Here is a 26,389-nt window from a genome sequence, read left to right as displayed (position 1 = left end):
TGGCCGGGCAAGGCTTGGCGGGTGTCAGTCGGGAGCTGTCGCGATGATCGCAAGTGACGACGCGGGCAATGGAAAATCCGCTTCCCGGTCTTCGGTGCGCCGCCTTTTCTCTCCCTCGGGTTAATGCCGTTTAACCAGCTTTAACTCGCCGCCACCCCTTCGCCCACAAAAAATGGCCAGCAGACCGCAGGGGAGGGACCAGCATGCTTCAGAGACTGATCGGCCAGATGCCAGTGGACGCGCCAAAGCGTGATCTTGCGCCCTGGCAGCGCGAGCGCGCCCAAGACTTGCTGCTCAAGCATCTGGACAGCGGCATCGCGGTGAGCGACCTGGCCGCCGCCTGCGCCCTGTCGCGCAGCGATTTCACCCGCAAGTTCAAGGTCGCCACGGGTCACTCGCCCCAGGCGTGGATGCGCATCCTGCGGGTGGAGAAGGCCAAGCAACTGATGCGCGAATCGTCCTTCCCGCTGGCGGAGATCGGCCTGCAGTGTGGCTTCTGCGACCAGGCGCATTTCTGCCGGATTTTCTACCGCATCGAAGGCGTTACGCCCTTGAGCTGGCAGCGCCAGTTCTTCCATGAGGAACACCGTTCGACCTGGCGGCACGCGGGCTAGCCCGAGCGCCCAGCGGTGCTCCATGTGTTTGTCGTTCTGTAAATGGAACGCTAGAGGCAATTTTTGCCGTCTAGTGGATCAAGGGTGTCGAAATTAATCTTTGTTCCATGCAGTGACGCACTGCAAAACGAGTCCAAACCCTTTCCGGCAGCGCCGGCACCCACTGAAAGCAAATCGAGGATTTCACCATGACCAACGCTACCTACAACCGCCTGGACAAAGACAACGCCGCCGTCCTGCTGGTCGACCACCAGGCCGGTCTGCTCTCGCTGGTCCGCGACATCGATCCGGACAAGTTCAAGAACAACGTGCTGGCGCTGGGCGACCTGGCGAAGTTCTTCAACCTGCCGACCATCCTCACCACCAGCTTCGAAACCGGCCCCAACGGCCCGCTGGTTCCCGAGCTGAAAGCGCAGTTCCCCGATGCGCCGTACATTGCCCGCCCTGGCCAGATCAACGCCTGGGACAACGAGGACTTCGTGAAAGCAGTGAAGGCCACCGGCAAGAAGCAACTGATCATCGCCGGCGTGGTGACCGAGGTCTGCGTGGCGTTCCCGGCGCTGTCGGCCCTGGCGGAAGGCTTCGACGTGTTCGTGGTGGCGGATGCCTCCGGCACCTTCAACGAGATGACCCGCGACGCCGCCTGGCGCCGGATGGAAGCGGCCGGTGCGCAGCTGATGACCTGGTTCGGCGTGGCCTGTGAGCTGCACCGCGACTGGCGCAACGATATCGAAGGGCTGGCGGCGCTGTGCTCCAACCACATTCCGGATTATCGGAACCTGATCACTGCCTACAGCACGCTGACTGCTGGCAAATAACCTTCCCCGCAATAAAAAAAGCGGAGCCTCCAGCGAGGCTCCGCTTTTGCTTTTCTTAGGAGCGGAGCTTCTCCGCGATGCGCCGATAAGGCCGGCGCTGGGGGGGCGAGCAAGCTCGCTCCTACAAGAGCATCGGGCTGCACACGAGCAGATTCTGCCAACGATCTCCATCCGACTGCAGATGAGCAGCGGAATACCGCAGAAGCAGGCTTCGTTGCGCCCGTTACCGCTTGAAATCCTCCGCACTGTGCCGCTCCGGCAACGCATCATCGCCCCAGGTACGGTTCACTCGGCGCCCGCGTTGCACCGCCGGGCGTGCGGCGATTTCGTCGGTCCAGCGGCGCACGTGGGTGTAGCTTTCCACGTCGAGGAATTCGGCGGCTTCGTACACCTGGTTGTTCAGCAGTGCGCCGTACCAGGGCCAGATCGCCATGTCGGCAATGCTGTATTCGTCGCCGGCGATGTAGCGGTTTTCGGCCAGTTGCCGGTCGAGCACGTCCAGCTGGCGCTTGACCTCCATGGCGTAGCGGTTGATCGGGTACTCGTACTTCTCCGGCGCGTAGGCGTAGAAGTGGCCGAAGCCGCCGCCGAGGAAGGGCGCGCTGCCCATCTGCCAGAACAGCCAGTTCAGCGTCTCGGTGCGCTTGGCCAGGTCCCTGGGCAGGAAGTGGCCGAACTTCTCCGCGAGGTAGACCAGGATCGAACCGGATTCGAAGATGCGCAGTTCCGGATCGACGCTGGTGTCCAGCAGGGCGGGGATCTTCGAGTTCGGGTTGATCTCGACGAAGCCGCTGCCGAACTGGTCGCCGTCGCTGATCCTGATCGGCCAGGCGTCGTACTCGGCTTCGGTCACGCCCAGCTCCAGCAGTTCCTCGAGCAGGATGGTGACCTTCACGCCGTTGGGCGTGGCCAGCGAATACAGCTGCAGCGGGTGCTTGCCGCGCGGCAACTGCTTGTCGTGGGTCGGGCCGGCGACGGGCCGGTTGATGCTGGCGAAGGCGCCGCCGTTGCTCTTGTCCCAGGTCCAGACGCGGGGGGGAGTGTAGGTATCGTTCGCCATCTCGAGTGCTCACCTTGTGGGTTGAATGCGTGGATGCTACCCGCCCGATCTGCGTCGCGTCAGCCGTTTTTCTCGGGCTGTTGTTGCTGGGCGAACAATGCGCGGCGCCTCGCTCGGGCGGTTGTTAGCATATGCATAAACGATATTAAAAATAAGTTGATGCATGATTTGAGATTATAAAAGAATCGCCACTCAGTCCAACGGCGAAGCTCTGAAATGACGCTCTCGCTCTTTCGCGTCCTATCGAGAGTCCCATGTCTGCCCAGCCCGCTTGCGCTGCATTCTTCCGCCTCGAAGGCGTCGGCAAGTCCTTTGTCGAGAACCGCGTGCTGGTCGACCTGGACCTGGAAATCCGTCCCGGCGAGGTGCTTGCCCTGCTCGGTGCCAACGGCGCGGGCAAGTCGACGCTGGTGAAGATTCTTGCCGGTTCCCACAGCCACGATGCCGGACACTTGCTGATCGATGGCGAGCCGGTTCGTTTCGCCTCGCCCCAGGACGCCCGCCGCCACGGCATAGTCGCGGTGCACCAGCAGGTGGAGCAGGGCGTGGTGCCCGGCCTGAGCGTCGCGGAGAATCTCCTGCTGGACGAACTCTGCGGCGCCACCGGATCGTTCCTTTTCCGCCCAGACGAAGCGTTGAAGCGCGCCGCTGAAATTGCTGCCGCGCTGGAGCTGCGCCTGCCGCTGCAGGCGCCCATCGAAACCCTGGGCACTGCCGAGCGGCAGCTGGTGATCCTGTCCCGTGCGCTGGCGCTAAATCCACGCTTGCTGATCCTCGATGAGCCCACCGCATCCTTGTCGACCTTCGAGGCCGAGCGTCTGTTCCATCTCATCGACCACTTGCGCGAACGCGGCGTGGCGATCCTCTACATCTCTCATCGGCTGTCGGACTTGCAACGCGTGGCGGACCGCGCGCTGGTGCTGCGTGATGGGCGCCTGGTAGGCGAATTCGAGTCGCCGCTGGACCTCGCCGCGGCAGTCGAATCCATGCTCGGCGCCGCGCTGGGCGAGGTCCAATTGCAGCCTTTGCAGCGCGGCGCGAAGGTGCTGTCCCTGCGCGACTGGCAGCTTGATGCGCACAGCGCGGTATTCGACCTGGACCTGCACGAAGGCGAGGTGGTCGCCCTGACCGGCCTGCTCGGCGCGGGCAAGAGCGAGATCGCCGAAGTGCTGTTCGGCCTGCGTCGGCAGCACGCTGGATCGATCCGGATCGATGGCCGTGACTGGCAACCGCGTTCGCCACGGGAAGCCATCGCCGCCGGGGTGTTCTTCGCCGCCGAGGACCGCGCGCGCAACTCGCGGGTGCCGGGCTTCTCGGTGCGCGCCAGCATGACATTGCCGTTCCTGCGCCGCTTCTCGCGCTGCGCGTTCATCGACCGCAACGCCGAGCGCGCCGAGGTTGCCGGGCAGATTGAAGCGCTCGGCATCAAGGGGCCGGGCCCGGAACATCCCCTGGAGCTGCTTTCCGGCGGCAACCAGCAGAAGGTCATTCTTGCCCGTTGGCTGCTGGGGCAGGGCCGGGTGCTGATCCTCGACGAACCCTTCCAGGGCGTCGACGTGCGCGCTCGCCGCGACATTGGCCAACGTATCCGCGCCAGTGCCGCCGGCCGCGCCACGCTGGTGATCTGCAGCGACCCGGACGAAGCCCTGGAAATTGCCGACCGCATCCTTGTCGTGCGCGATGGCGCGGTGGTCGCCGAACTGCCCCGGCAGGACCTGCAGCGCAGCGAGATCGTCGCCCACCTGGCGCCAGCCCAATTCCACCCTTCACGCCAAGGAGCCGCGCGTGTCTAGAACTGCAGTGGGCAGCCCGGCGACGTCCTCCGTCGCACGCCTGCTCGACTTCCTCATCCACTACGCGCTGCTCCTGTTGCTGGCTGCGCTGGTGCTGGTATTCGCGCTGCTGGAGCCGGCGTTCCTGCGGGTCGGCAATCTGTTCCTGGTGTTGCAGTCGGTGTCCATCGTCGCGCTGCTCGCCCTGGGCGTGACCCTGAGCATGGCCGTGGGCGGGTTGGACCTGTCCATCGGTGCCGTCGCCGCACTGAGCCTGATGACTGCCAGCTACGTGATGGTGGTGCTGGACTGGGGGCCGCTGGCGGCAATCCTCATCAGCCTCGGCCTCGGCACCCTGGTCGGGTTGCTCAACGGCTGGCTGATCGTGCGCATGCGCGTGCCGGACATCCTCGCCACCCTGGGCAGCATGTTCCTGGTGGTCGGTGTGCAACTGATCCCCACCGGCGGCCGCTCCATCGCCGTCGGCATGACCCTGCCCAACGGCGACGAAGCGCCGGGCGCCTTCGCCAGCTGGTTCCTTGCACTCGGCCGCGCGCAGTTGTGGGACCGCGTGCCGGTGCCCGTGGTGGTGATGCTCGGCTGTGCGCTGCTGGTCTGGCTGTTCCTCGAACGCACGCGGCCGGGCCGGCTGTTCTACGCGATCGGCGGCAACGAGCAGGCGGCGCGCCTCGCCGGTGCGCCGGTGGAGCGCTACAAGCTGCTCGCCTATGTGCTCTCGGCGCTGCTCGCGTCCCTGGGTGGGTTGCTCTTGGCAGCGCGACTCGGACGCGGCGATGTCAGCTCCGGCAACGGGCTGGTGCTCGATGCCCTGGGCGCCGCGTTGATCGGTTTTGCCGTGCTCGGCGCGCAGAAGCCCAATGCCTTCGGGACACTGGTGGGCGCGGTACTGGTGGCGACCCTGCTCAACGGCCTGACCATGCTCAACGCGCCTTACTACGCCCAGGACTTCGTCAAGGGTGCGGTCCTCGTTTCGGCCTTGATGTTCACCTTCGGTCTGGCCCGGCGCGGGCGCTGATCACTTACCTTTTTCGGAGATTCAACGGATGAAGTTCACCCCCGCCAAATCCCTGCGCGCGCTGTTCGCCGGCGGGCTGTTGTTGTCCGGCGCGGCGACCGCTGAAGCGGCTGGCCTGCCCGGCGCGCCGGCACCTTTCGACAAGGGCGGTGTGCAGATCGCGCTGGTCGGTTACCTGTTCTCCGGTGATTTCCCGGAAGCCTACCTGCGCGGCGTGGAGAAGCAGGCCAACGCGCTGGACGTGAAGTTGCGCGTGTTCGATGCCCGCCAGCAGGCGGCCACCCAGCGCGAGATGCTGGAGCAGGCCATCGACCTGGGCGTGGACGGCATCATCGTTCAGCTCGGCCTCGCCGAGACGCTCAAGGATTCCATCGACAAGGCGCTGGCCAAGGGCATCAAGGTGGTCACCTTCGACGTCGACGTGAACGACCCGCGCATCACCCGCGTCGAGCAGGACCACCGCGAGCTGGCACGCCTGGCGCTCAAGCAGGTGCTGCAGGACAACGGCAAGGCCTTCGAGGCCGGCTACGTGTACATCGACGGCTTCACCCCCATGGAGCGCCGCGACGAAATCTGGCGCCAGGTGAAGGCTGAGAACCCCGGCATCGTCGAGAAGGCGCGCTTCGGTACGCTGAATGCGCCGATTGCCAACTCGGTGGCCGACCAGGCCAGCGCAGTGCTGCGCGCCAACCCTGGCATCAGCGTGTTCTTCGCACCCTTCGACGAGTTCGCCAAGGGTGTGAAGATCGCCGTGGACGAAGCCGGCCTGGGCAAGCAGGTGAAGATCTACAGCGCCGATATTTCCACCGCCGACATCCAGATCATGAAGGAAGAGGGGAGTGCCTGGAGCGCCACTGCCGCGGTCAACCCGGAAGTGGCCGGGGCCATCAGTGTGCGCAGCCTGGCCCTGCGCATCGCCGGGGAAAATCCGGGCGAGCAGGTGCTGGTGCCGCCGACCCTGATCACCCGCCAGCAACTGCTCGACCTGGACGTGAAGAACGTCCGCGACCTGGCACGCAAGGTACCGGCCTTCGGCGAGGCGCAGAAGGTCGCGCAGGCGCCGTGGATTCCATTGGCAAACTGAGGGCATCGGGGATGCACGACAAGGCCAGGCGCCTGCAGAAGGCACGCTCGCCGGCGGGCGACCCGCGTTACGGCGAACGCCTGCCGCCGGGGCAGGTGCTGACCGAGCGCTTCCCGATTCTCCATGAAGGCGAGGTGCCGGAGTACGAGCGTGAAACCTGGCGCCTGCGGCTCACCGGTGCGTTGTCAGGGAAAAATCCTGGGCCGCAATCGCTGGAGCTGAGCCTCGACGACCTGCTGGCGCTGCCGCAGCGCGAGCTGGTCTGCGATATCCATTGCGTCACGCGCTGGTCGAAGTTCGACACCTCATGGCGAGGCGTGCATCTCGCCGACCTGCTCGATCATTACGGCGTGCGGCCGGCCGGGCAATTCGTCATGGCCCATGCCGACCACGACTACGAGACCAACCTGCCGCTGGCAGAACTGCTGCGTCCGGACAGCCTGCTCGCCACGCACTACGCCGGCGAACCCTTGACCCCGGTGCATGGCTGGCCGCTGCGGCTGGTGATCGCCGGGCGCTATTTCTGGAAGAGCGCGAAGTGGTTGCGCGAGCTGGAATTCAGCGATACCGACCGGCCCGGATTCTGGGAGCGCAACGGCTTCCACAACGAGGCTGACCCGTTCCGCGAGGAGCGATTCTCCGGCGCGGCGCTGGATATTCCCGAGGACGAATGGACGCGAAAAGCCTTCGACTGAAGGCATGCACTGTTGCCCTCGCAACACCGGCCGATGTTGCTTGGCGAACATGGTAGCTAGTTATAACCAAAGCATTTTTTATTCGTTTAAAAGCATTCTGCCACTAGCTAGGATGACGCCTTCCCCATCGGGTCAGGGATGACCCGCGATACCGAGAGCCGCGCCTTTTCGCTCATCACGAAGAGAGACCGGCCGTGACACCTGGAGCGCTTTCCCGAGCACTGTTTTTCCACCTGAGGGGAACAGTCGCTCGCGGTTTCCGGACTTCCGACACCAACCGCTCGAGCCAATCAGAAAAACACACCAGCGGAGTTCCGGACTCGCCGCCAACGGCGAGTGGCGCTCTTTAAGCGAGACAGGAGTATTTCGCGTGTTATCCCGTTCCCTTATTGCCGTTGCGGTGGCCTCGGTCATCGCCCAGGCCTCCGCGCATGCCGACGAAAGTTCGTCGACCCCCGAGGCCACCACCAAGCTTGCGACCGTGCTGGTCACCGGCGCCCGCGGAAACAACCGCACCCTGCTGGATTCCCCCGTACCGGTGGACGTGCTCACGGCGCAGGACCTGCAATCGACCGGCGCCGTCGGCGGCGAACTGGGCCAGGCCCTGGCGACGCTGCTGCCGTCCTTCAACTTCCCGCGCCAGTCCAACTCCGGTGGCGCCGACCACGTGCGCGCCGCCCAGTTGCGCGGCATGAGCCCGGACCAGGTGCTGGTCCTGATCAACGGCAAGCGCCAGCACACCTCGGCGCTGGTCAACGACTCCTCGAAGATCGGCCGAGGCACCGCGCCGGTAGACTTCAACTCGATCCCCATCAGCGCCATCAAACGCATCGAAGTACTGCGCGACGGCGCCGGGGCGCAGTACGGCTCCGACGCCATCGCCGGGGTGATCAACATCATCCTCGACGATGCCCCCGAAGGCGGCGAGGTAACCACCAGCTACGGCGCCTACCACACCCACCAGGACGCCATCGGCAAGACCACCACCGACGGGCAGAACTCCTATACCGCGGCCAAGGCCGGCACCCGCCTGGGCGAAGACGGCTTCATCCGTGGCGGCGCCGAGTTCATCAACCGCGAGCCGACCAACCGCGCCGGCTACGACGGCTTCGCCGACACCCCCGGCCAGCGCAACTACGTGATGGGTGATGGCCTGGCGCGTGACGTCAACGCCTGGTTCAACGGCGACCTCGCCCTGGGCAGCGGCAAGCTCTATTCCTTCGGCCTGTACAACGAGCGCCACACCACCGGCGCGGAGTTCTACCGCTACCCGGACGAGCACCCGGAGATCTACCCCAACGGCTACCTGCCGCAGTCCCTGGGCGACAACACCGACCTGTCCGCGACAGTCGGCTACAAGGGCCTGCTCGCCGATACCTGGGACTACGACGCCAGCGTTACCCACGGCCGCAACCGCTTCGAATCCTCGACCCGGCGCACGCTCAACGCATCGCTCGGCGAGGATACGCCGACCCGCTTCGACACCGGCGACTACGAACTGCGCCAGAGCGTCGCCAACCTCGACCTCAGCCGCGAGCTAAGCCTTGCCGGGCGGCCGTTCGTGCTCGCGCTCGGTGGCGAGTACCGCTACGAAAACTACATCACCACCGCCGGCGACGCGGCCTCGTACTACGGCGTCGGGGCGGATGGCGCAGCGGGCCTGCGTCCCAGCGAAGAGTCGGACATCGACCGCAACGTCTTCGGCACCTACATCGACCTGTCGGGCGACCTCACCGACCAGTTCTTCGTCGATGCCGCTGCGCGCTGGGAGCGCTACGACGACGCCGGCAGCAAGCTCACCGGCAAGCTCAGCGGGCGCTACCAGTTGACCCCGGTGCTGGCCCTGCGCGGCGCGGCGTCCACCAACTTCCGCGCGCCGTCGCTGGCCCAGGTCGGCTTCCAGAACACCACCAGCAACTTCGGCGACGGCGGCACGCTGACCGACATCCGCGTGCTCTCGGTGAACGACCCGATCGCCCGCGCGCTGGGCGCCGAGAAGCTCGACCCGGAGACCTCGAAGAACTTCAGCCTGGGCCTGACCGCGCAGCTCAACGAGCGCTTCGACCTGTCCTTCGACGTGTTCCGCATCGATGTCGACGACCGCATCACCCTGTCCCAGCGCATCGGCAGCGATGCCATGGAGCAGTTCATCCAGGACAACTTCGGCGTGGCCGGCGTGCATGACGTGAACTTCTTCACCAACGCCGCCGACACCCGTACCGATGGCGCCGAGCTGGTACTCAACTACCACCAGCCCTTCGTCGGCGGCCAGCTGGGCGTGACCACCGCATACACCTACAACCACACCAAGGTGCGCAGCACCAAGGCCACTCCGCAGCAGCTCTCCAACCTGGGTATCGGCGAGGACGCACTGGTGGGCGTGGAGGAACGCAACACCCTGACCGACGCCGCGCCCCGGGATCGCTTCATCCTCACCACCACCTGGAGCGATGCGCAGTGGAACCTGCTCGGCCGCCTGACGCGGCAGGGCGAGACCACTCGCGTGTTCGACTTCGGCGATGGTTACCACCCGGAGCAGACCTACGGCGCGGTGTGGCAGCTGGATGCCGAGGTGGCCTACAAGTTCACCCCGCAGTTCAGCCTGGCGGTGGGCGGCAACAACCTCACCGACAACTACCCGGAGCGCTCCAGCTCGGAGATCAACTATGGCGGCAACCTGCCGTACGACGTGCTCTCGCCGATCGGCTCCAACGGCGCGTACTACTACGCCCGCGCGAGCTATTCGTTCTGATCTGCGCTGTTGAAAATCCAGGGGCCGCATCGCGGCCCTTACTACTTCCGGAGCCGATTCATGGCTGACAACTTCGCCGCTGACAAGCCAGCCGGCCCGCGCCGGCACCTGGGCGCCGCCCACGCGCTGCTGCTGACGCTGGGCATGGTGATCACCAGCGACATCCTCAAGACCGCGCCCACCGTGGCGCTCAACGTCGGCCAGGAGCACTTCTATCTGGTGTGGATTCTCGGCGGCCTGCTGTCGATGGTCGGCGCCCTGTGCTACGTGGAGATGGCCTCGGCCTTCGCCCATCCCGGTGGCGACTACCACTTCCTTGAACGCGCCTACGGCCAGCGGGTGGGCTTCCTGTTCGCCTGGTCGCGCTTCGCCATCCTGCATACCGGCTGGATCGCGCTGATGGCGTTCCTCTTCGCCGATCACTTCAGCGCCTTGCTCGGCCTCGGGCAACTGGGCAACGTGCTGTTGGCCGGTGGATTGGTCGCCGCGCTGGTGGCGTTGAATCTCATCGGCTGGCGGGTGAGCTTCGGCACCCAGGCCGGCCTGGTGGTGCTGGTCGCTGCCGGCTTCCTGGGGATCGTCGGCGCCGGCCTGTGGCTGCAGTGGCGCGGCTTCGTTCCGTCACCCGTGGCGCCTGTGGAGCCGGAGCAGGTTGGTGTCGCCGGGTTCTCCGCCGCGCTGATCTACGTCTTCCTCGCCTTCGGTGGCTGGAGCGATGCGGCCACGCTGTCGGCAGAACTGCGCGACAACCGCCGCGGCATCTTCACTGCCATGCTCGGCGCGCTGGCGGCCCTGCTGCTGATCTATCTGGCGCTGAACTGGGCGTTCATTCGCGGCCTGGGTTTCGATGGCCTCGCCGCCAGCGGTGCGCCGGCGCTGGAGCTGCTCGGGCTGGCCTTCGGCGCGCCGGGTATCGGCCTGATCATGGCAGTGGTGGTGGTGTCCGCCGTCGCCAGCATCAACTCCACGTTGATCGTCGGCAGCCGCACCACCTACGCCGCCGCCAGCGATGTGCCGGCGCTGCGCGTGCTCGGCCGCTGGGACGTGCGCCACGGCGTACCGCGCGCCGCACTGCTGGCCGAGGGGCTGGTGGCGCTGCTGCTGATCGCGGTCGGCGGCTGGAGCGGCCACGGCTTCAACACCATGGTGGAGTACATGACACCGGTGTACTGGCTGTTCCTCAGTCTGAGCAGCGTGGCGCTGATCGTCCTGCGCCGCCGTCACCCGGAAGTGCCCCGGCCGATCCGGGTGCCGCTCTACCCGTGGCTGCCGCTGGGCTTCCTCGCGGTGTGCCTGTACATGCTGTATTCCAGCGTCGCCTTTGTCGGCTGGGGCGCGCTGCTCGGCGTGGGGGTACTGGCGCTGGGCGCGGTGCTGCAACTGCTGCTGCGTTCGCGCACGGCGTCGTCTGCCAACTGGCAGGAGGAGGGCGCCTGATGCGCAGGAAACGTTTGTGGCGCAATGGCGCCATCGTCGTGCTGCTGGCGGCGTTGATCGGTCTGTGGCTGAACGAGCCGGCAGCCAATAGCGCCAGCGGTGGCGAAGCCAGCGGCCGGCGCATGCTGCGCACCGAGCTGTACCTGGAGGCGGTGGAACTGTCGCAGTGGGAGGATTTCCTCGCCCGCGAGGTGACGCCGCGTTTCCCCGATGGCCTCAGCTGGCTCGACCTGCACGGCCAGTGGCGCGGCCCCAGCGGCGGGCCGGAGAAGCTGCCGTCGCGGATGCTGATCCTCATCCACGCCGACAACCCCTACACCCGCCAGGCCCTGGCGCAGATCGGTGCCGACTTCAGGCAGCGCTTCGGCACCGCGGTGCTGCAGGTCAGCAGCCCGGTGCGCGCCCGCGACCCGGACTGGACGCCGCAGCGCCTGGACAACCCTCAGCTGTCGCGCTGAAGCCCGGCCTCGATCAGGTCGAGCATGTAGCGCGGCAGGGCGAATGCCGCCTGGTGTACCTCGGGGGTGTAGTAGCGGGTCACCAGGCCGCTTTTCGCAAAGCGCTGGCGCAGGGTTTCCAGGTCGGTGCGGCGGACCTTCTCGCTGTTCGACGCCCAGCCGAAGGCCATGCTGCCGCCGATGTAGGTCGGCACCGCGGCATGGAAGAAACCCCAGTCGGCGAAGTTGTCCGCCAGCCTCCGCGCCGTGCCGCCCAGCTCTTCGGGCTGGAGGAAGGGCACGCCATTCTGCGTGGCAAGGATGCCGCTGGCGCCGAGGCGTTGCTGGCAGTTGCGGTAGAACGCCGAGGTGAACAGGCTCGCCGCGGGGCCGCCCGGATCAGTCGAATCGCAGAGGATCAGGTCGAAACTCTCCCGGCTCTGCGCGAGGTAGTCCAGGCCGTCGGCGTAGATCAATCGCAGGCGCGGGTCGTCCAGCGCACCGGCCGAATGATTCGGCAGCAGCTCGCGGCACAGTTCGACCACCTGCGGGTCGATCTCCACCGCGACGATTTCCTCGATGCCGGCATGCCGCACGATCTCCCGCAGGATCCCGCCATCGCCCACGCCGATCACCAGCACGCGGCGCACTGCGCCATGGGCGAGGATCGGCACATGGGCGAGCATCTCGTGGTAGACGAACTCGTCGGCCTCTGTGGTCTGCACCACGCCATCCAGCGTCAGCACGCGGCCGAAGAGTCGATTGCGGAATACCTGCACGGCCTGTTGGCCAGTGTTGCCCTGGTAGATCGGCTCATCGACGCTCAGCGCCTGCGCGTAACCCTCGTACAGCGTTTCGCGGAATTCGCTCATCAGAAGGACACCTGAGCCGGTTGCGACAGGCGCAGCACGGAAAGGTCGCCGGTGATGCGCTTCCACGCCAGGCGGATCGCCTCGATGTCCTGGCCGCGCGCCGCGCTGTCTTCATGCAGGATCACGATCACCTTGGTGCTCAAGCGCTCCGGCGCCGGCGCGCCATGGTCACGCCACTGGCCGTAGGCGTCATAGGCGGTGAAGCCGTCCGGGAAGCGCGGCGTCACCTCCTGGTCGAGGAACTGCCGCCAGCGCTGCTCGCTGATCTTCTCCTTGCCGTCCTCCTGGCCCAGCGCGAAATACAACTCGGTGCGCAGCCACTGCGCCTGCGCCGGCCGCGTGGGGTCGCCCTGCAGTGTGGAGGTGGAAGGGTTGGTGGTATGGACGGAAGGAGCGGGTGGGGTGGCGCAGCCGAACAGCGCCAGGGCGAGGCTGGCGGCGAGCAGGTGGCGGAGCATGGGACTTCCTTGCGATGGGATGACAGTTGGATCAAACCGCCACTATAGAAGCTCGTCTGTTATTTCCTTAAATATTAAAAACGCATTCTCATATGCCGGAATTTGAGACTCATGAGTTGCCATGGAAGCGCTCTAGGACGCGGATAGCCGTCCGAAGCGAAGTTTTTGCGAGCTGGTTAGATTCAATATTCACTACGGTTCTTTGCTAAGCACTGGAGGGGATATCCATGTTGCTGAAATGCGCGTCGAGGATTCTTTTAAAGTCGTTAAAACGTCGAAATTGAAACCATGACGAACACCGCCGCCATCATCGAACCAGAACCGCGAGAAAGCACGCCAGAAACCTCCGTTTCCCCGCCATCTTGTCCCGTCGCCGCGCCTTTCTAGAATCGGCCCCATTCGCAGCACTTCATTCCAATCGATTCAGGGAGCTCCACCATGATGAACGCCATGCAGATGCCGATGAACACCAACGCCATGATGCCGATGATGGGCATGCCGATGATGATGGCGACCATGGAGTGCGAGATGCTCGATGACGGCATGATGTGCAAGATGAAGCCTGCCATGGGCATGGAAATGGCCATGTTCCGCAACAGCGCCGAGATGATGGCGATGATGATGAACTGCGGCATGCCGATGATGATGCACTGCGGCAACCTGATGATGATGGGCATGTCCCAGCCCGCCATGGCCATGATGCCGATGATGGGCATGATGAACCCGATGATGTCCATGCCGATGATGGGCATGAACGTGGGCATGCCGACCATGAAGTGCATGATGGAGTGCTCCATGCAGGGCGACATGATGATGTGCAAGATGATGCCGATGCAGGGCATGAGCATGGACATGCTGAAGAACTGCTGCATGCTGATGAACAAGATGATGGAGTGCGGCATGCCGATGATGATGAGCTGCAACGGCATGCCGATGATGTGCTGCACCTGCTGATTGCGGGGCGCTGAATGAGAAAGGCCCGGCGGGTTGTCCGCCGGGCCTTTTGCTTTTGCCTGGCGAATCAGTCCAGCCGTTCGGCGTAGGTGGTGACGAGGTAGGCGACGGCCTCGCTATCCGCCGGATTCCGGTAGCTGTGCGGCTGGTCGGCGTAGAACAGGATGGAGTCGCCGGTGCCGAGGAGGAAGCGTTCTTCGTTGACGCTGATTTCCAGCACGCCCTGGGCGACTACCAGGTTTTCCTGGGTGCCCGGCGCATGGCCGGTGGAGTGTTCGATGGCCAGGCCCTTGAGGCGCAGTTCGTAGAATTCCACCTGGCGCGAGACGTCGAAGGGGAACAGCGCGCGGCTGACGAAGGCGCCGTCGCCGCTGACCAGGCGTTTGCTGTCGCGCGCGGGCAGCACGGCCACGCCGTCGAAGGCGCGGTCGTCGAGGAAGGCGGCAACCGAGACTTTCAGGCCCTGGGCGATCTTGCACAGTACCTTGATCGACGGGACGCTGCGGCCGGACTCGATCTGCGCGAGCATGGTGCGGCTCACGCCGCAAAGGCGGGCCAGACCATCGAGGGAGAGGTTGCGCTTGGCGCGCAGGCGCAGCAGGTTGCTGGCGACCCGCTCGCCGATGGGGTCTTCGGTGGTGCCGGGCGTGGCGTCGAACTCCACGGCCGGCAGCTCCGTGGAAAGCGACAGGCCCACGATCAGGCCTCGCGGCGGCCGCTGTCGCGGCTCTGCTGGACGATCTGCAAGGCGTCGTAGCCGGCCCGTTGGGCATACAGCATCCACATCAGCTCGGCCTGGCGGCGTGCCTGACGGCGCGTGCGGTGGCGGGCGAGGTCGATGATGTTGTCGGTGCGGTCCATGGCGGCTCCAGAAGGCTTTGGGACAAGCCGTTAGTGGTGAGTTGGAGCTAGCCTAGCGTTGATTCTGTTAGAACCAGAAATACTGAATTAGCATTTGTTAATTACTTATTCGGCTATAAGCGGTCGTGACGGAAAATCCGCCTGGACCGCGACGGACACCGCATCCGGCCGCCAGAATTCCTGGTCGAATTCCACCAGCAGGCCGTCCTCGGCGTAGTTCAGGCGTTCCAGCACCAGGTTGCTGGCGCCGGAGGCCAGTTGCAGCAGTTCGGCGTGATCGTCGTTGACCGTGCCCAGGCGCAGGTTCAGCGTGCAGCGCGTCTGCACCTTGCCGAAGCGCTCGCGCAGCAAGGTGGTCAGCGAGCGGTCCAGGCGCGCGTCGAGCAGGTCGGGACACCAGCTGGCAAGCAGGGTGTTGATCTCCACCAGCACCGGGCGGCCGTCGATCAGCCGGCGGCGGTGCAGGCGGAAGACGGGCTCGTCCGGCGAGGGGAGGTTCATCCGCGCGGCCAGCCAGGCGCCGGCGCGGCGGCGTTCGGCGCTCAGGCATTCGGTCATCGGCTCACGGCCTTGCAGGCGCACGTAGTCCATGAAGCTGACCAGCCGCGTCGGGTCGTAGTCGATGCGTGGCGGGCTGAGGTACCAGCCACGGCGGTTCTCGCGGTAGATCAGACCCTCGGTTTCCAGCTGTTGCAAGGCCTGGCGCAGGGTCACGCGGGTGCATTCGAAGCGCTCGGCGAGGTCGCGCTCGGGCGGCAGCTTCTGCCCGGCGAGGAAGCGCCCCTGGGCGATGTCCGCGGCCAACTGGTCGCGGATACGCGCGTAGTGCGGCGGGATGGCCTGGTAGAGCATGGCGGTCCTCAGGAGTTGCCGGCCAGTGCCGGAGCGCTGGGCGGTTCGTCATGCAGCTCGCGTTGCCAGGCCAGCAGGCCGTAGATCGCCAGCACCACGAAGCCGGCGTAGAGCCCGGCGGTGAGGTAGAGCGCCTTGTAGAGGAATACCCCGGTGTAGAGAACGTCGAGGATGATCCACAGCCACCAGCTGGCGACGTATTTGCGCGCCGTCCAGAAGCTCGCCACCAGGCTGAAGGCGGTCAGCGCGGCGTCCATCCAGGGCAGGGCGGCGTCGGTGTGGGTGTGCATCGCCCAGCCCAGGGCGAAGGCGCCCACCGCACCGGCCAGGCAACTGGTGATAGCGGTGGAGAGGGGCAGGCGTTCGACACGCACCTTGCCGTGGTCGCTGCCGCCCTTGCTCCATTGCCACCAGCCGTAGAACTGCAGCACCACGAAGACCAGCTGCAGGAGCATGTCGGAGTAGAGCTTCACGCTGAAGAAGATCCAGGCGTAGAGCAGCACCGCCACCACGTTCACCGGCCAGCACCAGCGGATGCGCCTTGCGGTGAGCCAGACCCCGAGCACGTTGACGATCACCGCGATGATTTCCAGAGCAGACATTCGCGCTTACCTCAGAAGTTGACGCTCGCCGTCAGGCGAGCCGTGCGCGGCGCACCCTGGAACAGGTAGCCGTCGCCGAAATATTCACCGACATCGCGCCAGTAGCGCCTGTCGAACAGGTTGTCGACGCTCAGCCGCAGCACGGTCGGGTAGTCGCCGATGCGGGTGCTGAAGCGTGCGCCGGCGTCATACACGGTGTAGCCGCCGACTTCTACTGCGCCATCGCGGTCAGCATATTTGGCGCCGCTGTAGCGCGCCGCGCCCAGCAGCGAAAGCCCCGGCACTTCGGCCAGCGCGTAGTCCGCCTGCAGGCTCGCGCGCAGGCGCGGGACATTGATCGCCTGGTGGCCTTCGTAATCGTCCGTGCCGCTGTTCACCACCCGCGAACGGATCGCCGCGAGGCTGCCGCTCAATTGCAGCGCGGAGGTTACCCGGCCACTGGCGGACAACTCCAGCCCGCTGTTCTTCTGCTGGCCCTGCTGCACGTAGGTGAAGCTGCCGTCGCCGTTGGGCCGGGCGAACTGGTAGGCCTGGTGGATCTGGAACAGCGCGGCGCTCCAGTCGAAGCCGGCCAGCTCCTGCTTGATGCCCAATTCCACCTGGCGCGAGGAGGTGGGCGCCAGGGTGTCGCCGGCGTTGCTGGCAAACCAGGGTGCCTCGCCGCCCAGGGACAGGCCCTTGCTGTAGCTGCCGTAGATGGAGATGTCCGCACGCGGCTTGAAGATCACCGCGCCGTTGGGCAGGAACTCCGCGCGGCGGGTATGCCGGGTGGTGTCGCCCTCGCTGTCGAAGGTGCGCTCGTCCAGGCGCACCTGGCGCCCGCCCAGCACGACCTGCCATTGGTCATTGAAGGAGAGGCGGTCGCTGGCGAACAGGCCGTACTGGCGGCTGTCGAGGTGGCGGTAGCTGTGGCCGGGCTCGCCGTCGAAAGGCTCCACGGCGCCGATGCCGGTATAGATGTTGCCGGTGCCGACCCACTCGTTGAGCTCCGGGCGGCTGTCCAGCACACGGCGGAAGGCCGAGGTGCCGACGGTCAGCTCGTGGCGCAGCCAGCCGGTGGCGAACTGGCCGTGCAGGGCGGCTTCCAGTTCGTCGTTGCGGCGGGTGTCGTCGGGGCTGCGGAAGTCGTAGAGGTCGTAGTCGCCTTCTGGGCTGAAGTAGTTCGGCACGGCGGAATCGGCGCAGCTGGCCGCGCCGTAGCAGCCCCAGGGGAAGGCGCTGTAGTCGTCGATCACCACGCGGCTGCGCGAGGCGCTTAAGGTGCCGGTCCAGGCGTCGTCGAAGCGGTACTCGAAGCGCGTATTGAGGTTCAGCGATTCGATGCGCACCGGGTCGGCCCAGCTCTGGTAGCCGATGCGGTCGTGCGGGTCGATGTCGTGGGGCAGCTGCGTACCGCCGAGCAACTGGTAGCCGGGTGCCGAGGGCTGGCGACGGTTCTGGTATTCGGCGTCGAATTGCCAGAGGGCGTTGGGCGAGAGGTTCCAGTCCAGTGCCAGGGAGGCGAAGTCGCGCTGGCCGTCGGTGTGGTCGATGTAGGAGCGCAGGTCGTCGTGGGCGAGGTTGACCCGCACGCCGACGGTCTGTTCGTCATCCAGCCAGGCGCCGACGTCGGTGGCGATGTAGCGGCCACCCTCATCGTCGGTGCCCAGCGTCACCGAGCCCACGTCCTGCGGGCGCTTGGTGACGTAGTTGATCACTCCGCCGGGCTCGGACACGCCGCTCTGCAGGCCGGACAAGCCCTTGAGCACTTCGACCTGCTCCTTGTTCTCCAGCGCCACGTTCTGCTCGCCGGTGATGGTGCGGCCGTTGATCTTGTAGCTGCTGGCGGCGTTGAGCGAGTAGCCGCGGATCTCGAAGTTCTCGTAGTAGCCCACCGGTGCGTAGGCCTCGCCGGTGGAGGCGTCGTTCTTCAGCACATCGCTGAGCAGGCGTGCCTGCTGGTCCTTGAGCAGCGCCTGGTTGAACACCGAGATGGCGGCGGGCGTATCGAGCAACGGTGCCTCGCCGAAGCCGCCGACCGACGCGCGGCTGCTGGCGTAGCTCTCGGTGTCGTGGCCGATCACCGTCACGGTGTCCAGGGTCGTGGCGTCTTCGGCGTGGCCGGGGCCGCTGGCCAGCAGCACGGCCAGGGTCAGCAGGCTGAGGGGAAATCGCGTGCGCGCTGGGCGCGGCAGGTACTGCATGGAACGCTCCTGAAAATCGCCGGGGCGTGCGCCGGGAATGCACGGGGCCGAGCCCCTCCCGTGCGAAACGGATGGCCTTGGATATGAAACGTGAGTGCCCGCGAACGGGCGGTCAGGCCGGAGCTGCTCCGGTGGTCAATGGCAGCGAGGGCTCTGCGGCCCACTCCTGCAGCGAGCCGTCGTAGATCGCGACCCGTGTTTCCCCGGCGAGCGTCAGCGCCAGGGCGAGGGCGGCGGCGGAGATGCCCCCGCCGCAGTACAGCAGCAAGGGTGGTTCGGCCTGGCGCAGCCCGGCGAGCGCTTCCCTCAGCGCCGCGCCGCGCCGGTAGCGGCCGTCGTCGTCGAACAGGCTGCGCGCGGGCAGGTTGCTGCTGCCGGGGATGTGCCCACGGCGCGCGTAACGGGTGACGGCGCTGCCGTCGAAGAGGGCGGCGGACAGGGCGCAGACCAGTGTGCCAGGAGACTCTCCCGCGACGACTTTCTCGACGTCGTGGCGGTCGATCCAGAAGCCGTCCCGGTACTGCGCCGGGGCCGACAGCATCGCGTTTCCCGTCTGGGAAGATTCGCCTTGCTCCAGCGAATATCCGGCGGCGATCCAGGCGCGTAGGCCCCCATCCAGCACGGCTGCATCAATGCCCAGGCTGCGCAACATCCACCACAGGCGCGCAGCCCAGAAACCGTCGCTGCGGTCATAGATCACCACCAGCGAGTCGTCGCCGACCCCGAGTGCCTGCAGGGCGTCCTGCGCCACTTGTGGATCGGGCAGGGCGAAGCTGCAGGAGGCTTGCGGATCGGCCAGCTCGTCCAGCAGGTCGGCATGGCGTGCGCCGCGGATGTGCCCGGCGAGCCAGCCGTCGTGGCCGCTCTTTACGCGGTAGTCGCCATCGAATTCGGGGGCCGCCAGTTCCACGCTGGCGTCCAGCAGGCACAGGCGAGGGTTGTCCAGCGCGGCGGCCAGCCAGTGCGCGGTGACCAGAGGTTCGCTCATCTCATTTCACCTTCGCGGCCAGTTGGCGGATATGGTTCTGCAAGCGCTGGCCTTCGGCGTCGAGGAACCAGCGGGTATGGCCGATCAGGTAGTTGTCGTAGGCCAGCGAAGCGCTCTCGGCCGAGCCGAGGATGCCGTGGAAGTAGATGACCTCGGACAGCGCGAAATCCGCGTGCACCAGCGGCAGCAGCGCGGCAAGGGCGAGCAGGTCATCGCGGCCGAGCGGGCGCACGCTGGCGTAGCCCTGCAGCAGGGCGTCCAGTGCATCGAGGTCGGCGACGGCGGCGCGGCCCTGGTCCAGCTCCAGCCAGGGCACCAGATTGCGCTCGATGGCGGTGGCCAGGTCGAACAGCGCGAAGCTGCGGTCGCTCAGGCCGAAATCCAGCACCGAGACCACCTGCGCCTGCGGGCTATCCTCGCTCCACAACAGGTTGGAGGCATGCCAGTCGTTATGCGTCCAGAGTGCCGGCTGGCGTTGCAGGTAGGGTAGTAGTTCCCGTTGCCGCGGAAGGTGCAGTTCGCTGAGCGTTTCCCTCCAGGGGCGTGCTTGCAGGTACTCGGCGAGGGCGGGTGCCTGGGCGAAGGTCGCTTCGATGGCGGCCAACGGGTCCGGCGCGCCGAACAGGTTGAGGTTGCTGACCAGTACGCTGGCGCTGCGCGAAGGCGCATTGAAACCTTCCGCAGCGCGGTGCAGTTTCGCCAGTGCGGCGCCGGCCGCAAAGGCGTGGGCATTGTGCTGGAACGGCGTCCAGGACAATGCGTCGCGGTACAGGTCGAGGCCTTCCGCCTTCTGGTGGACTTCATAGGTCCAGCCGTCCCGTTCGATGGCGCTGCGGCCGTGGCTATCCCGCAATACCTGCGCGACCGGCGCGCCGTGGCGGGCCAGGTGATCGAGGAGCGCGTGCTCCTCCTCAAGCCAGTCAGCCGTGCGCACGCTCGGGTGATGGCGCTTGACGAACAGCGGGCCGTTGGCGGTTTCCACCAATGCGGCGGCGGAGAATGGCCGCGGGCTGTGCCAGGTCAGGCGGACTTCGCCACCGGCCTGCGGGAAGTCTTGCAGCAGTGCGGCGACCTCCGCTTCGGTCAGCGCCGGCCAGTCGGCTTCCACCGGTTCCAGGCCCATGCCGTGGCTCAGGCGTTTCGTCATGCTGGGGTCTCCACTTGCCAGGCATTGCTGGTGGCGCCGCGCCAGACTTCCGGGTCGCGCAGCACGCCGTATTCATGCAGCCACTGGGCGTAGGGCTGCAGCAGTTCTTCGCGCTGTTCGCCCCAGTGGCCCTGATGCAGCCAGCTGGGCGCGATGCGCCGCAGGGATTCTGCCAGCATTGCGTGGGGAAAGTAGGGAATGGTGCGTTCGTAGACTGGTAATGCGGCCTCTGGCTCCGCTGCTGCGGCGAGAAAACCTCGTGCGGTGACAGCGAGGAAACGCCGCGCGATGTCGGGGTTGGCATCGAGCCAGTCCTCGCGCGCGCCCAGCAGATAGCTGTGGTAGGGCGGGGCGCCGATCTCGTCCACCGGCAGCACCACGCGGCGCTCATCGGCGATGGGGCTTGGCAGCAGCGCTTCCCAGGCCCAGTAGCCGCCGAAGCTGGCATCGGCCCGGCCGGCGGCCAGGTCTTCGGGGCGCAGCTCGCGAAAGCCGGCGTCCACCAGTTCCACCGCATCGGGGTCGCCGCCGTCCTGGCTCACCAGGTGGCGCACCATGGCCAGGCCGCGCGGCGTCGGGTTGAGCGCCAGGCGCTTGCCCTGCAGGTCACGGGGGCGACGGATGCCGCTGTCGGTGAGGGTCTGTATCGATTCCAGGCCGCGATGGTTGATCGCCGCCACGCCGATCAGTGGCTGGCCGAGTTCACGGCGCACCAGCAGGCGATTGCTGGGGAACACGCCGAACGCGGCGGCGCCGCGCATCAGGTGGTCGAGGGTGTCGCCGTGGTAGGGGTCGTGCACCACCAGTTCCACGTCCAGCCCCGCCTCGCGGTACCAGCCGCGTTCGCGGGCGAGGTAGAAGCCGGCCGAATTGGGCCAGGGGTGGAAGTATTCGAGCATGACCCTCAGGGCGAGCATGAAGCCTTTCTCCAAAACGGCCAGCGGCCGATGACTGCGATGGGGCGTATTGCAAGGTAGAACAATTGGTATATACCAATATGAATTTCACAGGTTTTTATAACCTTAGAGAATAATAACTCCCTGGCAGCGGGCGGCGAGCAGATAGCTGTGCGCCAAGTGCCGTCGCGGCGATGGATCGCTCTGGCGCGGGCGTGCGCGAGTTATGACCTCATGCGATTAAGGTATTTTCTAGCTGCAGGTGAGCATGGCTAGAGTGGCGGACTCTTCCAACAGCACCGGCGTTCGCATGACCCACACCCGCCAGCAACTCACCCGGCAGATCATCGACGCCGGCCGCTTCCTCTACGGTCGTGGCTGGTCGCCGGCCACCAGCAGCAATTACTCGGCGCGCCTGGCCGCCGACCGTGCGCTGCTGACCGTTTCGGGCAAGCACAAGGGCCAGCTCGGCGAGGACGATGTGCTGGAGACCGATCTGGCCGGCAACAGTCTCGAACCGGGCAAGAAGCCCTCGGCGGAAACCCTGCTGCACACGCAGCTCTACGCCTGGCGCCCGGAGATCGGCGCGGTGCTGCACACCCACTCGGTGAACGCTACCGTGCTGTCGCGCCTGACCGCAGGCGACCGCCTGGAGCTGGAAGACTACGAATTGCAGAAGGCCTTTTCCGGGGTTACCACCCACGAAGGCCGAGTCATCGTGCCCATCTTCGACAACGACCAGGACATCGCCCGCCTGGCGGCCAAAGTGCAACCCTGGCTGGATGCGCACCCGGATTGCCCCGGCTACCTGATTCGCGGGCATGGCCTGTACACCTGGGGCGCACGCATGAGCGATGCGCTGCGCCAGGTGGAGGCGTTCGAGTTCCTGTTCGAGTGCGAGCTGAAGGTGCTGAGCCTGCGTGGCGCCCACAGCTAGGAGGATTCGACCTCGACGGGGCGGAAGCCCACCACACGGTTGCGCCCGCCATTCTTTGCCTGGTACAGCGCGCTGTCGGCAGATTGCAGCAGTTCGGCCCAGTTGACCGGGCTGAAGCGCGAGGTGCTGGCGACGCCGATGCTCAGGGTGAGTACTCCCCGCGGGCCGTGCTCGTGCAAAACGGCGAGCTCCTGCAGGCTGGCGCGGATGTGTTCGGCCAGCGCCAACGCGTCGGCTTCGTCGCTGTCGCCCAGCAATATGACGAACTCCTCACCACCGAAGCGCGCCGCGCAATCGCTCGGGCGCCGGGTCCACTCGGCGATCACCTGGGCCACGGTCCTGAGCGCCGCATCGCCGGCGGGGTGGCCGTAGTGGTCGTTGTAGGCCTTGAACTTGTCGATATCCATGAGCATTACCGACAGTGCCGCACCGCTGCGCTGGTAACGCGACCACTCGTGGCCGGCGCGCAGGTCGAAGGCGCGGCGGTTGTTCAGACCGGTCAGCGGATCGGTGCTGGCCGCCATCTGCAACTCGGCTTCCTTGCGGTCGCGCTGGCGCATCTGGCGCAGGGCGATCAGTGCCAGGCCGATCACCGTGCCATCCAGGGCAAGACCCAGCAGGGCGATCAATCCGCCGCGCCAGTACCAGTCCTCGTAGATTTCCGCCGACGGCAGGGCGACGCTGAACACCAGTGGGTAGCCTTCCACCGGGCGGAAGTCATGCCAGCGTGTTTCGCCGTCGCTACCGACATCGAAGAAGGTTTCCTCGCCGCTGGCCAGGTAGCGTTCGAAGGCTCCGGCCAGTGTTCCGGCAGGCGGCGAATCGGGCCAGCGCGCCAGCAGGGTGCCGTCGCGCATGTGCAGGCTGACGGTGCCGCCTTCGCCCAGGTTCAGCCCGCTGAACAGTTCGCGGAAGTAGTTCAGCTCCAGGTTGGCGCCGACCACTCCGGCGAAGCTGCCGTCCTCGCGCTCCAGTCGGCGGCTCAGTGCGATGCTGCTGCGGGCGTTGCTGGAGTAGGGAATGTAAGGGTGGCCGATGTACAGCTGGTTGCCTTTGGCCTCGCGCTGCGCCTGGAAGTATTCGCGCCCGGAGAGATCGATGCGCCCCGGAATCTCCTTGCCGAAATTGAAGGTGGCCACGCCCTGGGCGTTGGTGATGAATACCGAGCCCATGCCATGGGTCGGTGCGGTGTAGTCCTTGAGCAGCGACTCGCGCACTTCGCCGGAGAGCGCACGCACTTCGGGCTGGGCATGGGCGTGGACCACTGCCATCAAAGTCATGTCGTAGAGGTCGAGGTTGCGCTGGATGTCGCGCTGCACCAGCAGGGCGATGTTATGGCCATTGGCACTGGCGACTTCCAGCGCATCGTGGCGCATCTCCAGGATGGCCCAGAGCGACAGGGCGCTGATGGCGGCCGTCAGGCCCAGGCTACTGGCCAGGAGGGTGCTGGAGCGGTGGATCGGCATGCCGGTATCCATACGAAGGCGCAAGAAGAGTGGCCGCGCCGCAGCGCGTGCCTCAAGGCATATAGCAGCTAACGGGCGGATTGTCCGGCGGTAGCGGATCGGTTTGTGTCGCCGGATCAGCGCGATGGCCCAGTCCTGCAGGTTTGGCCATGGAAGAAAGGCCAGCGGGGTTGCCGCTGGCCTGTGGGTTACCGCCAGGTCACGGCGTGACGATGTTGAACCAGAAGTCGAAGCTGTCCATGTAGCCCATCAGCTCGTCCAGCTTGCCCTGGTCGCCCTGCACCTTGAGCTCGCCCGAGCCTTCCGCGTCCTTCAGCGTGGTCTGCTTGAGCATCAGCTTGTTCAAGGTGTCGCGGGTCAGGGTGATGGTGGCGTCGGCATCTTTCGCCTGCGCGCCTTCGGTGTGATTGAGCACGCCGTTGACCATTTCCAGGATGTACTTCTGCTTCAGGTCGGTGAAGTCGAAGTTGAGGGTGATGTGCTTGTCCGCGACTTCAGGCCCCTTCAGGCGCATGGCCAGGTAGTCGAAGAACAGGTCCAGGTCCATCGCCTTGACGGTATCGGGGCTGGCGGTGTCCGGGGTCGGCAGCTTCTGTACGCCGTTGCGCAACTCCTGCGCGCCGGTCAGGTAGAAGTTGCGCCATGGGCCGCTCTCGGCCTGGTAGCCGAGCTGTTCCAGTGCATCGGCCTGCAGGTTCTTCGCCGCCTGGTTGTTCGGGTCGGCGAAGACCACGTGGTTGACCACCTCGGCCACCCAGCGGAAGTCACCCTTGTCGTAGTACTCCTTGGCCTTCTTCAGCACGGCGTCGGCGCCGCCCATCATGTCGACGTAGCGCTTGGCTTCCTCTTCGGGCGGCAGTTCCCAAAGGGTGGCGGGGTTGCCGATGAACCAGCCCAGGTAGAGCACGTAGGTGGCCTTGACGTTGTGGTTCAGCGAGCCGTAGTAGCCGCGGTTGGAGAAGCGATCGGCGATGCCCTTGGGCAGTTTCACCTGCTCGGCGATCTCGGTCATGGTCAGGCCCTTGTTGGCCAGGCGCAGGGTCTCGTCGTTGATGTAGCGGTACATGTCGCGCTGCGAGGAAAGCTGGTCGCGCACTTCCTTGTTGCCCCAGATCGGCCAGTGGTGCATGGCGTACATCACCTGGACGTCGTCGCCCCACATCTTCAGTGCCTCGTTGAGGTACTTCGACCAGGGCAGCGGCTCACGGATCTTCGCGCCGCGCAGTGAGTAGGTGTTGTGCAGGGTGTGGGTGGAGTCCTCGGCGGTGTTGAGGGCCTTCTTCTCCTTGATGTAGTACATCATCTCGGCCGGCGCCTCGCTGCCCGGCGCGTAGAGGAACTCGTAGGTGAGGCCGTCGATGACGCGCTTCTCGCCGGTCTTGGAGATGATGTCGGTCGGCGGGATCAGGGTCACGGTGCCGGCCGAGGTGGTGGTGCCCAGGCCGGCGCCGAGCTGGCCGGTTTCGCTGGGCGGCAGCAGGTTGCCGTACATGTAGCTGGCGCGGCGGCTCATCGCGGTGCCGGCCATGACGTTCTCCGCCACGGCGTGTTCGAGGAAGCCCAGCGGCGCGTAGATCTTCACCTTGCCGGCCTTCACATCCTTCTCGTCGACCACGCCGCGCACGCCGCCGTAGTGGTCGACGTGGCTGTGGGTGTAGATCACCGCGACCACTGGTTTTTTCGGCCGGTGCGCGTAGTAGAGGTCGAGCGCTGCCTTGGCGGTCTCGCTGGAGATCAGCGGGTCGAAGATGGTGATGCCGCTCTTGCCTTCGACGATGGTCATGTTCGACAGGTCGTAGTTGCGCACCTGGTAGATGCCGTCGGTGACTTCGAACAGGCCGGAGATGTTGATCAGCTGCGATTGCCGCCACAGGCTGGGGTTGGTGGTGGCCGGCGCGGCTTCGCCTTCCTTGATGAAGTTGTACTTGGCCGGGTCCCAGATCATGTTGCCCTTTTCGCCTTTGATCGGCTCGGTGGGCAGGGGCGCGATGAATCCCTTGTGAGCCAGTTCGAACGAGGTCTTGTCGTTGAACGGCAGCTCCTGGAGCAACGCGTCATTGGCGGCTTTGGTGGCATCGGTAGCCGGTTTCGGCTGTTCGGCGGCCCAGGCCTGGGTGGTCATGGAAATGGCCGCCGCCAACAAGAACGATGAGCTGAATTTCCACAGCCTGGCAGCTCCCTGGCCATCCATTGCATTCGAAGATTGCGCGATCAGTTTCATTTCAAGCTCCTTCTTGCTTGATGCGCTGTACCCTTCGAGGTAACTGCCAGCGAGTTTTGGGTGTTCACTGCATCGGGTTTCGGGGCCTCATGTGCGCTGCATAGGGGGGCCAGGTCGCTCATCAGCATGCCGGGGCGTTGGCAAGGCACGCGCCTTCACGCCTGGCCTGGTCCATCCAGATGCCGGTCGCGGCGACCGTGCCGGAAATAGGATACAAAGTGATGTCGCAATACTGGCGCGGTCGATC

24 protein-coding genes are annotated in these 26,389 nt (G+C 65.8%); 11 read left to right on the top strand and 13 right to left on the bottom strand.

Going from position 1 to position 26,389, the window contains the following annotated elements; genetic code table 11:
- Positions 1–203: 203 nt before the first annotated feature.
- Together PNI01S_RS00595 and ycaC are read left to right on the top strand one after the other, a co-directional pair.
- A complete protein-coding gene (locus tag PNI01S_RS00595; RefSeq protein WP_084357199.1) occupies positions 204–614 on the top strand; it encodes a helix-turn-helix domain-containing protein in 411 nt (136 codons plus the stop codon).
- Positions 615–802: 188 nt separating this feature from the next.
- The gene (ycaC, locus tag PNI01S_RS00590; RefSeq protein WP_024765864.1) at positions 803–1,432 is read left to right on the top strand and encodes an isochorismate family cysteine hydrolase YcaC; all 630 of its coding nucleotides are present in this window, start codon (positions 803–805) and stop codon (positions 1,430–1,432) included.
- 223 nt (positions 1,433–1,655) lie between these two features.
- Here ycaC and yghU read toward each other — a convergent pair whose 3' ends face one another.
- Positions 1,656–2,492: a glutathione-dependent disulfide-bond oxidoreductase gene (yghU, locus tag PNI01S_RS00585; RefSeq protein ID WP_024765863.1), complete on the bottom strand. Its 837-nt coding sequence runs from the start codon at positions 2,490–2,492 to the stop codon at positions 1,656–1,658.
- Between the two features lie 254 nt (positions 2,493–2,746).
- On the opposite strand from yghU, the gene PNI01S_RS00580 reads away from it, so the two are divergent.
- The 7 genes from PNI01S_RS00580 (at position 2,747) to PNI01S_RS00550 (ending at position 11,726) form a co-directional block, all read left to right on the top strand.
- Positions 2,747–4,285, top strand: a complete 1,539-nt coding sequence (locus PNI01S_RS00580; protein WP_084357198.1) for a sugar ABC transporter ATP-binding protein — start codon at positions 2,747–2,749, stop codon at positions 4,283–4,285.
- Positions 4,278–5,300, top strand: coding sequence for an ABC transporter permease (locus tag PNI01S_RS00575; protein WP_024765862.1), 1,023 nt, complete (start codon positions 4,278–4,280; stop codon positions 5,298–5,300). Before PNI01S_RS00580 ends, PNI01S_RS00575 begins: the two co-directional genes overlap by 8 nt.
- A gap of 28 nt (positions 5,301–5,328) precedes the next feature.
- On the top strand, positions 5,329–6,384 hold the full coding sequence (locus PNI01S_RS00570) for a substrate-binding domain-containing protein (protein ID WP_084357197.1): 1,056 nt from the start codon (positions 5,329–5,331) through the stop codon (positions 6,382–6,384).
- Positions 6,385–6,395: 11 nt separating this feature from the next.
- A complete protein-coding gene (locus tag PNI01S_RS00565; RefSeq protein ID WP_084357196.1) occupies positions 6,396–7,079 on the top strand; it encodes a molybdopterin-dependent oxidoreductase in 684 nt (227 codons plus the stop codon).
- A gap of 370 nt (positions 7,080–7,449) precedes the next feature.
- Entirely contained in the window at positions 7,450–9,831 is a 2,382-nt protein-coding gene (locus PNI01S_RS00560) for a TonB-dependent receptor plug domain-containing protein (protein WP_084357195.1), read from the top strand.
- Positions 9,832–9,891: 60 nt separating this feature from the next.
- Complete coding sequence (locus PNI01S_RS00555) at positions 9,892–11,268, top strand: APC family permease (protein WP_038803643.1); 1,377 nt, start codon at positions 9,892–9,894, stop codon at positions 11,266–11,268.
- The gene (locus PNI01S_RS00550) at positions 11,268–11,726 is read left to right on the top strand and encodes a DUF3574 domain-containing protein (protein ID WP_084357194.1); all 459 of its coding nucleotides are present in this window, start codon (positions 11,268–11,270) and stop codon (positions 11,724–11,726) included. Before PNI01S_RS00555 ends, PNI01S_RS00550 begins: the two co-directional genes overlap by 1 nt.
- Here PNI01S_RS00550 and speE read toward each other — a convergent pair.
- Together speE and PNI01S_RS00540 are read right to left on the bottom strand one after the other, a co-directional pair.
- Positions 11,711–12,577, bottom strand: a complete 867-nt coding sequence (gene speE / locus PNI01S_RS00545; RefSeq protein ID WP_084357193.1) for a polyamine aminopropyltransferase — start codon at positions 12,575–12,577, stop codon at positions 11,711–11,713. The two genes, PNI01S_RS00550 and speE, sit on opposite strands and share 16 nt — an antisense overlap.
- On the bottom strand, positions 12,577–13,035 hold the full coding sequence (locus PNI01S_RS00540) for a DUF3574 domain-containing protein (protein WP_054908546.1): 459 nt from the start codon (positions 13,033–13,035) through the stop codon (positions 12,577–12,579). The genes speE and PNI01S_RS00540 overlap by 1 nt, the downstream gene beginning before the upstream one ends.
- 438 nt (positions 13,036–13,473) lie before the next feature.
- On the opposite strand from PNI01S_RS00540, the gene PNI01S_RS00535 reads away from it, so the two are divergent.
- Positions 13,474–13,989, top strand: a complete 516-nt coding sequence (locus tag PNI01S_RS00535) for a hypothetical protein (RefSeq protein ID WP_084357192.1) — start codon at positions 13,474–13,476, stop codon at positions 13,987–13,989.
- Positions 13,990–14,056: 67 nt separating this feature from the next.
- Here the strand turns inward: PNI01S_RS00535 and PNI01S_RS00530 are convergent, their stop codons facing one another.
- The 8 genes from PNI01S_RS00530 to PNI01S_RS00500 form a co-directional block, all read right to left on the bottom strand.
- Entirely contained in the window at positions 14,057–14,653 is a 597-nt protein-coding gene (locus PNI01S_RS00530; protein WP_089285735.1) for a helix-turn-helix domain-containing protein, read from the bottom strand.
- A 35-nt stretch (positions 14,654–14,688) separates the two neighbouring features.
- The gene (locus tag PNI01S_RS28480) at positions 14,689–14,850 is read right to left on the bottom strand and encodes a hypothetical protein (RefSeq protein ID WP_089285704.1); all 162 of its coding nucleotides are present in this window, start codon (positions 14,848–14,850) and stop codon (positions 14,689–14,691) included.
- Between the two features lie 105 nt (positions 14,851–14,955).
- Entirely contained in the window at positions 14,956–15,702 is a 747-nt protein-coding gene (locus PNI01S_RS00525) for a UTRA domain-containing protein (protein WP_024763740.1), read from the bottom strand.
- An 8-nt stretch (positions 15,703–15,710) separates the two neighbouring features.
- The gene (gene pnuC / locus PNI01S_RS00520) at positions 15,711–16,304 is read right to left on the bottom strand and encodes a nicotinamide riboside transporter PnuC (protein WP_084357191.1); all 594 of its coding nucleotides are present in this window, start codon (positions 16,302–16,304) and stop codon (positions 15,711–15,713) included.
- 11 nt (positions 16,305–16,315) lie between these two features.
- Positions 16,316–18,487 (bottom strand): TonB-dependent siderophore receptor, encoded by a 2,172-nt coding sequence (locus PNI01S_RS00515; protein WP_084357190.1) that lies wholly within the window; start codon positions 18,485–18,487, stop codon positions 16,316–16,318.
- Between the two features lie 112 nt (positions 18,488–18,599).
- Positions 18,600–19,475 (bottom strand): sulfurtransferase, encoded by an 876-nt coding sequence (locus PNI01S_RS00510; protein WP_084357189.1) that lies wholly within the window; start codon positions 19,473–19,475, stop codon positions 18,600–18,602.
- A 1-nt stretch (position 19,476) separates the two neighbouring features.
- Positions 19,477–20,622: a phosphotransferase enzyme family protein gene (locus PNI01S_RS00505; RefSeq protein WP_084357188.1), complete on the bottom strand. Its 1,146-nt coding sequence runs from the start codon at positions 20,620–20,622 to the stop codon at positions 19,477–19,479.
- Positions 20,619–21,539 carry an ABC transporter substrate-binding protein gene (locus PNI01S_RS00500; protein WP_084357187.1) on the bottom strand — a complete coding sequence of 307 codons (921 nt, stop codon included), beginning with the start codon at positions 21,537–21,539 and terminating at the stop codon, positions 20,619–20,621. Before PNI01S_RS00500 ends, PNI01S_RS00505 begins: the two co-directional genes overlap by 4 nt.
- Positions 21,540–21,828: 289 nt before the next feature.
- Between PNI01S_RS00500 and PNI01S_RS00495 the strand changes: the two genes are divergently transcribed.
- A complete protein-coding gene (locus PNI01S_RS00495; RefSeq protein ID WP_084357186.1) occupies positions 21,829–22,455 on the top strand; it encodes a methylthioribulose 1-phosphate dehydratase in 627 nt (208 codons plus the stop codon).
- On the opposite strand, the gene PNI01S_RS00490 is transcribed toward PNI01S_RS00495, so the two are convergent.
- Positions 22,452–23,921, bottom strand: a complete 1,470-nt coding sequence (locus tag PNI01S_RS00490; protein ID WP_159457337.1) for a sensor domain-containing diguanylate cyclase — start codon at positions 23,919–23,921, stop codon at positions 22,452–22,454. The two genes, PNI01S_RS00495 and PNI01S_RS00490, sit on opposite strands and share 4 nt — an antisense overlap.
- A 199-nt stretch (positions 23,922–24,120) precedes the next feature.
- Positions 24,121–26,043 (bottom strand): alkyl/aryl-sulfatase, encoded by a 1,923-nt coding sequence (locus PNI01S_RS00485; RefSeq protein WP_256576488.1) that lies wholly within the window; start codon positions 26,041–26,043, stop codon positions 24,121–24,123.
- Positions 26,044–26,389: the final 346 nt, after the last annotated feature.

Origin of the sequence: Pseudomonas nitroreducens NBRC 12694 (assembly GCF_002091755.1) — a bacterium.
GTDB lineage: Bacteria > Pseudomonadota > Gammaproteobacteria > Pseudomonadales > Pseudomonadaceae > Pseudomonas > Pseudomonas nitroreducens.
This window is presented reverse-complemented; position numbering and strand designations above follow the sequence as displayed.

Excerpts from the sequence above, each read along its gene's own strand:
- PNI01S_RS00595 (WP_084357199.1), top strand. The coding sequence starts at position 204 with ATGCTTCAGAGACTGATCGGCCAGATGCCAGTGGACGCGCCAAAGCGT.
- ycaC (WP_024765864.1), top strand. The coding sequence starts at position 803 with ATGACCAACGCTACCTACAACCGCCTGGACAAAGACAACGCCGCCGTC.
- yghU (WP_024765863.1), bottom strand. The coding sequence starts at position 2,492 with ATGGCGAACGATACCTACACTCCCCCCCGCGTCTGGACCTGGGACAAG.
- PNI01S_RS00580 (WP_084357198.1), top strand. The coding sequence starts at position 2,747 with ATGTCTGCCCAGCCCGCTTGCGCTGCATTCTTCCGCCTCGAAGGCGTC.
- PNI01S_RS00570 (WP_084357197.1), top strand. The coding sequence starts at position 5,329 with ATGAAGTTCACCCCCGCCAAATCCCTGCGCGCGCTGTTCGCCGGCGGG.
- PNI01S_RS00565 (WP_084357196.1), top strand. The coding sequence starts at position 6,396 with ATGCACGACAAGGCCAGGCGCCTGCAGAAGGCACGCTCGCCGGCGGGC.
- PNI01S_RS00555 (WP_038803643.1), top strand. The coding sequence starts at position 9,892 with ATGGCTGACAACTTCGCCGCTGACAAGCCAGCCGGCCCGCGCCGGCAC.
- PNI01S_RS00550 (WP_084357194.1), top strand. The coding sequence starts at position 11,268 with ATGCGCAGGAAACGTTTGTGGCGCAATGGCGCCATCGTCGTGCTGCTG.
- speE (WP_084357193.1), bottom strand. The coding sequence starts at position 12,577 with ATGAGCGAATTCCGCGAAACGCTGTACGAGGGTTACGCGCAGGCGCTG.
- PNI01S_RS00540 (WP_054908546.1), bottom strand. The coding sequence starts at position 13,035 with ATGCTCCGCCACCTGCTCGCCGCCAGCCTCGCCCTGGCGCTGTTCGGC.
- PNI01S_RS00535 (WP_084357192.1), top strand. The coding sequence starts at position 13,474 with ATGATGAACGCCATGCAGATGCCGATGAACACCAACGCCATGATGCCG.
- PNI01S_RS28480 (WP_089285704.1), bottom strand. The coding sequence starts at position 14,850 with ATGGACCGCACCGACAACATCATCGACCTCGCCCGCCACCGCACGCGC.
- PNI01S_RS00525 (WP_024763740.1), bottom strand. The coding sequence starts at position 15,702 with ATGCTCTACCAGGCCATCCCGCCGCACTACGCGCGTATCCGCGACCAG.
- pnuC (WP_084357191.1), bottom strand. The coding sequence starts at position 16,304 with ATGTCTGCTCTGGAAATCATCGCGGTGATCGTCAACGTGCTCGGGGTC.
- PNI01S_RS00515 (WP_084357190.1), bottom strand. The coding sequence starts at position 18,487 with ATGCAGTACCTGCCGCGCCCAGCGCGCACGCGATTTCCCCTCAGCCTG.
- PNI01S_RS00510 (WP_084357189.1), bottom strand. The coding sequence starts at position 19,475 with ATGAGCGAACCTCTGGTCACCGCGCACTGGCTGGCCGCCGCGCTGGAC.
- PNI01S_RS00505 (WP_084357188.1), bottom strand. The coding sequence starts at position 20,622 with ATGACGAAACGCCTGAGCCACGGCATGGGCCTGGAACCGGTGGAAGCC.
- PNI01S_RS00500 (WP_084357187.1), bottom strand. The coding sequence starts at position 21,539 with ATGCTCGCCCTGAGGGTCATGCTCGAATACTTCCACCCCTGGCCCAAT.
- PNI01S_RS00495 (WP_084357186.1), top strand. The coding sequence starts at position 21,829 with ATGACCCACACCCGCCAGCAACTCACCCGGCAGATCATCGACGCCGGC.
- PNI01S_RS00490 (WP_159457337.1), bottom strand. The coding sequence starts at position 23,921 with ATGCCGATCCACCGCTCCAGCACCCTCCTGGCCAGTAGCCTGGGCCTG.
- PNI01S_RS00485 (WP_256576488.1), bottom strand. The coding sequence starts at position 26,043 with ATGACCACCCAGGCCTGGGCCGCCGAACAGCCGAAACCGGCTACCGAT.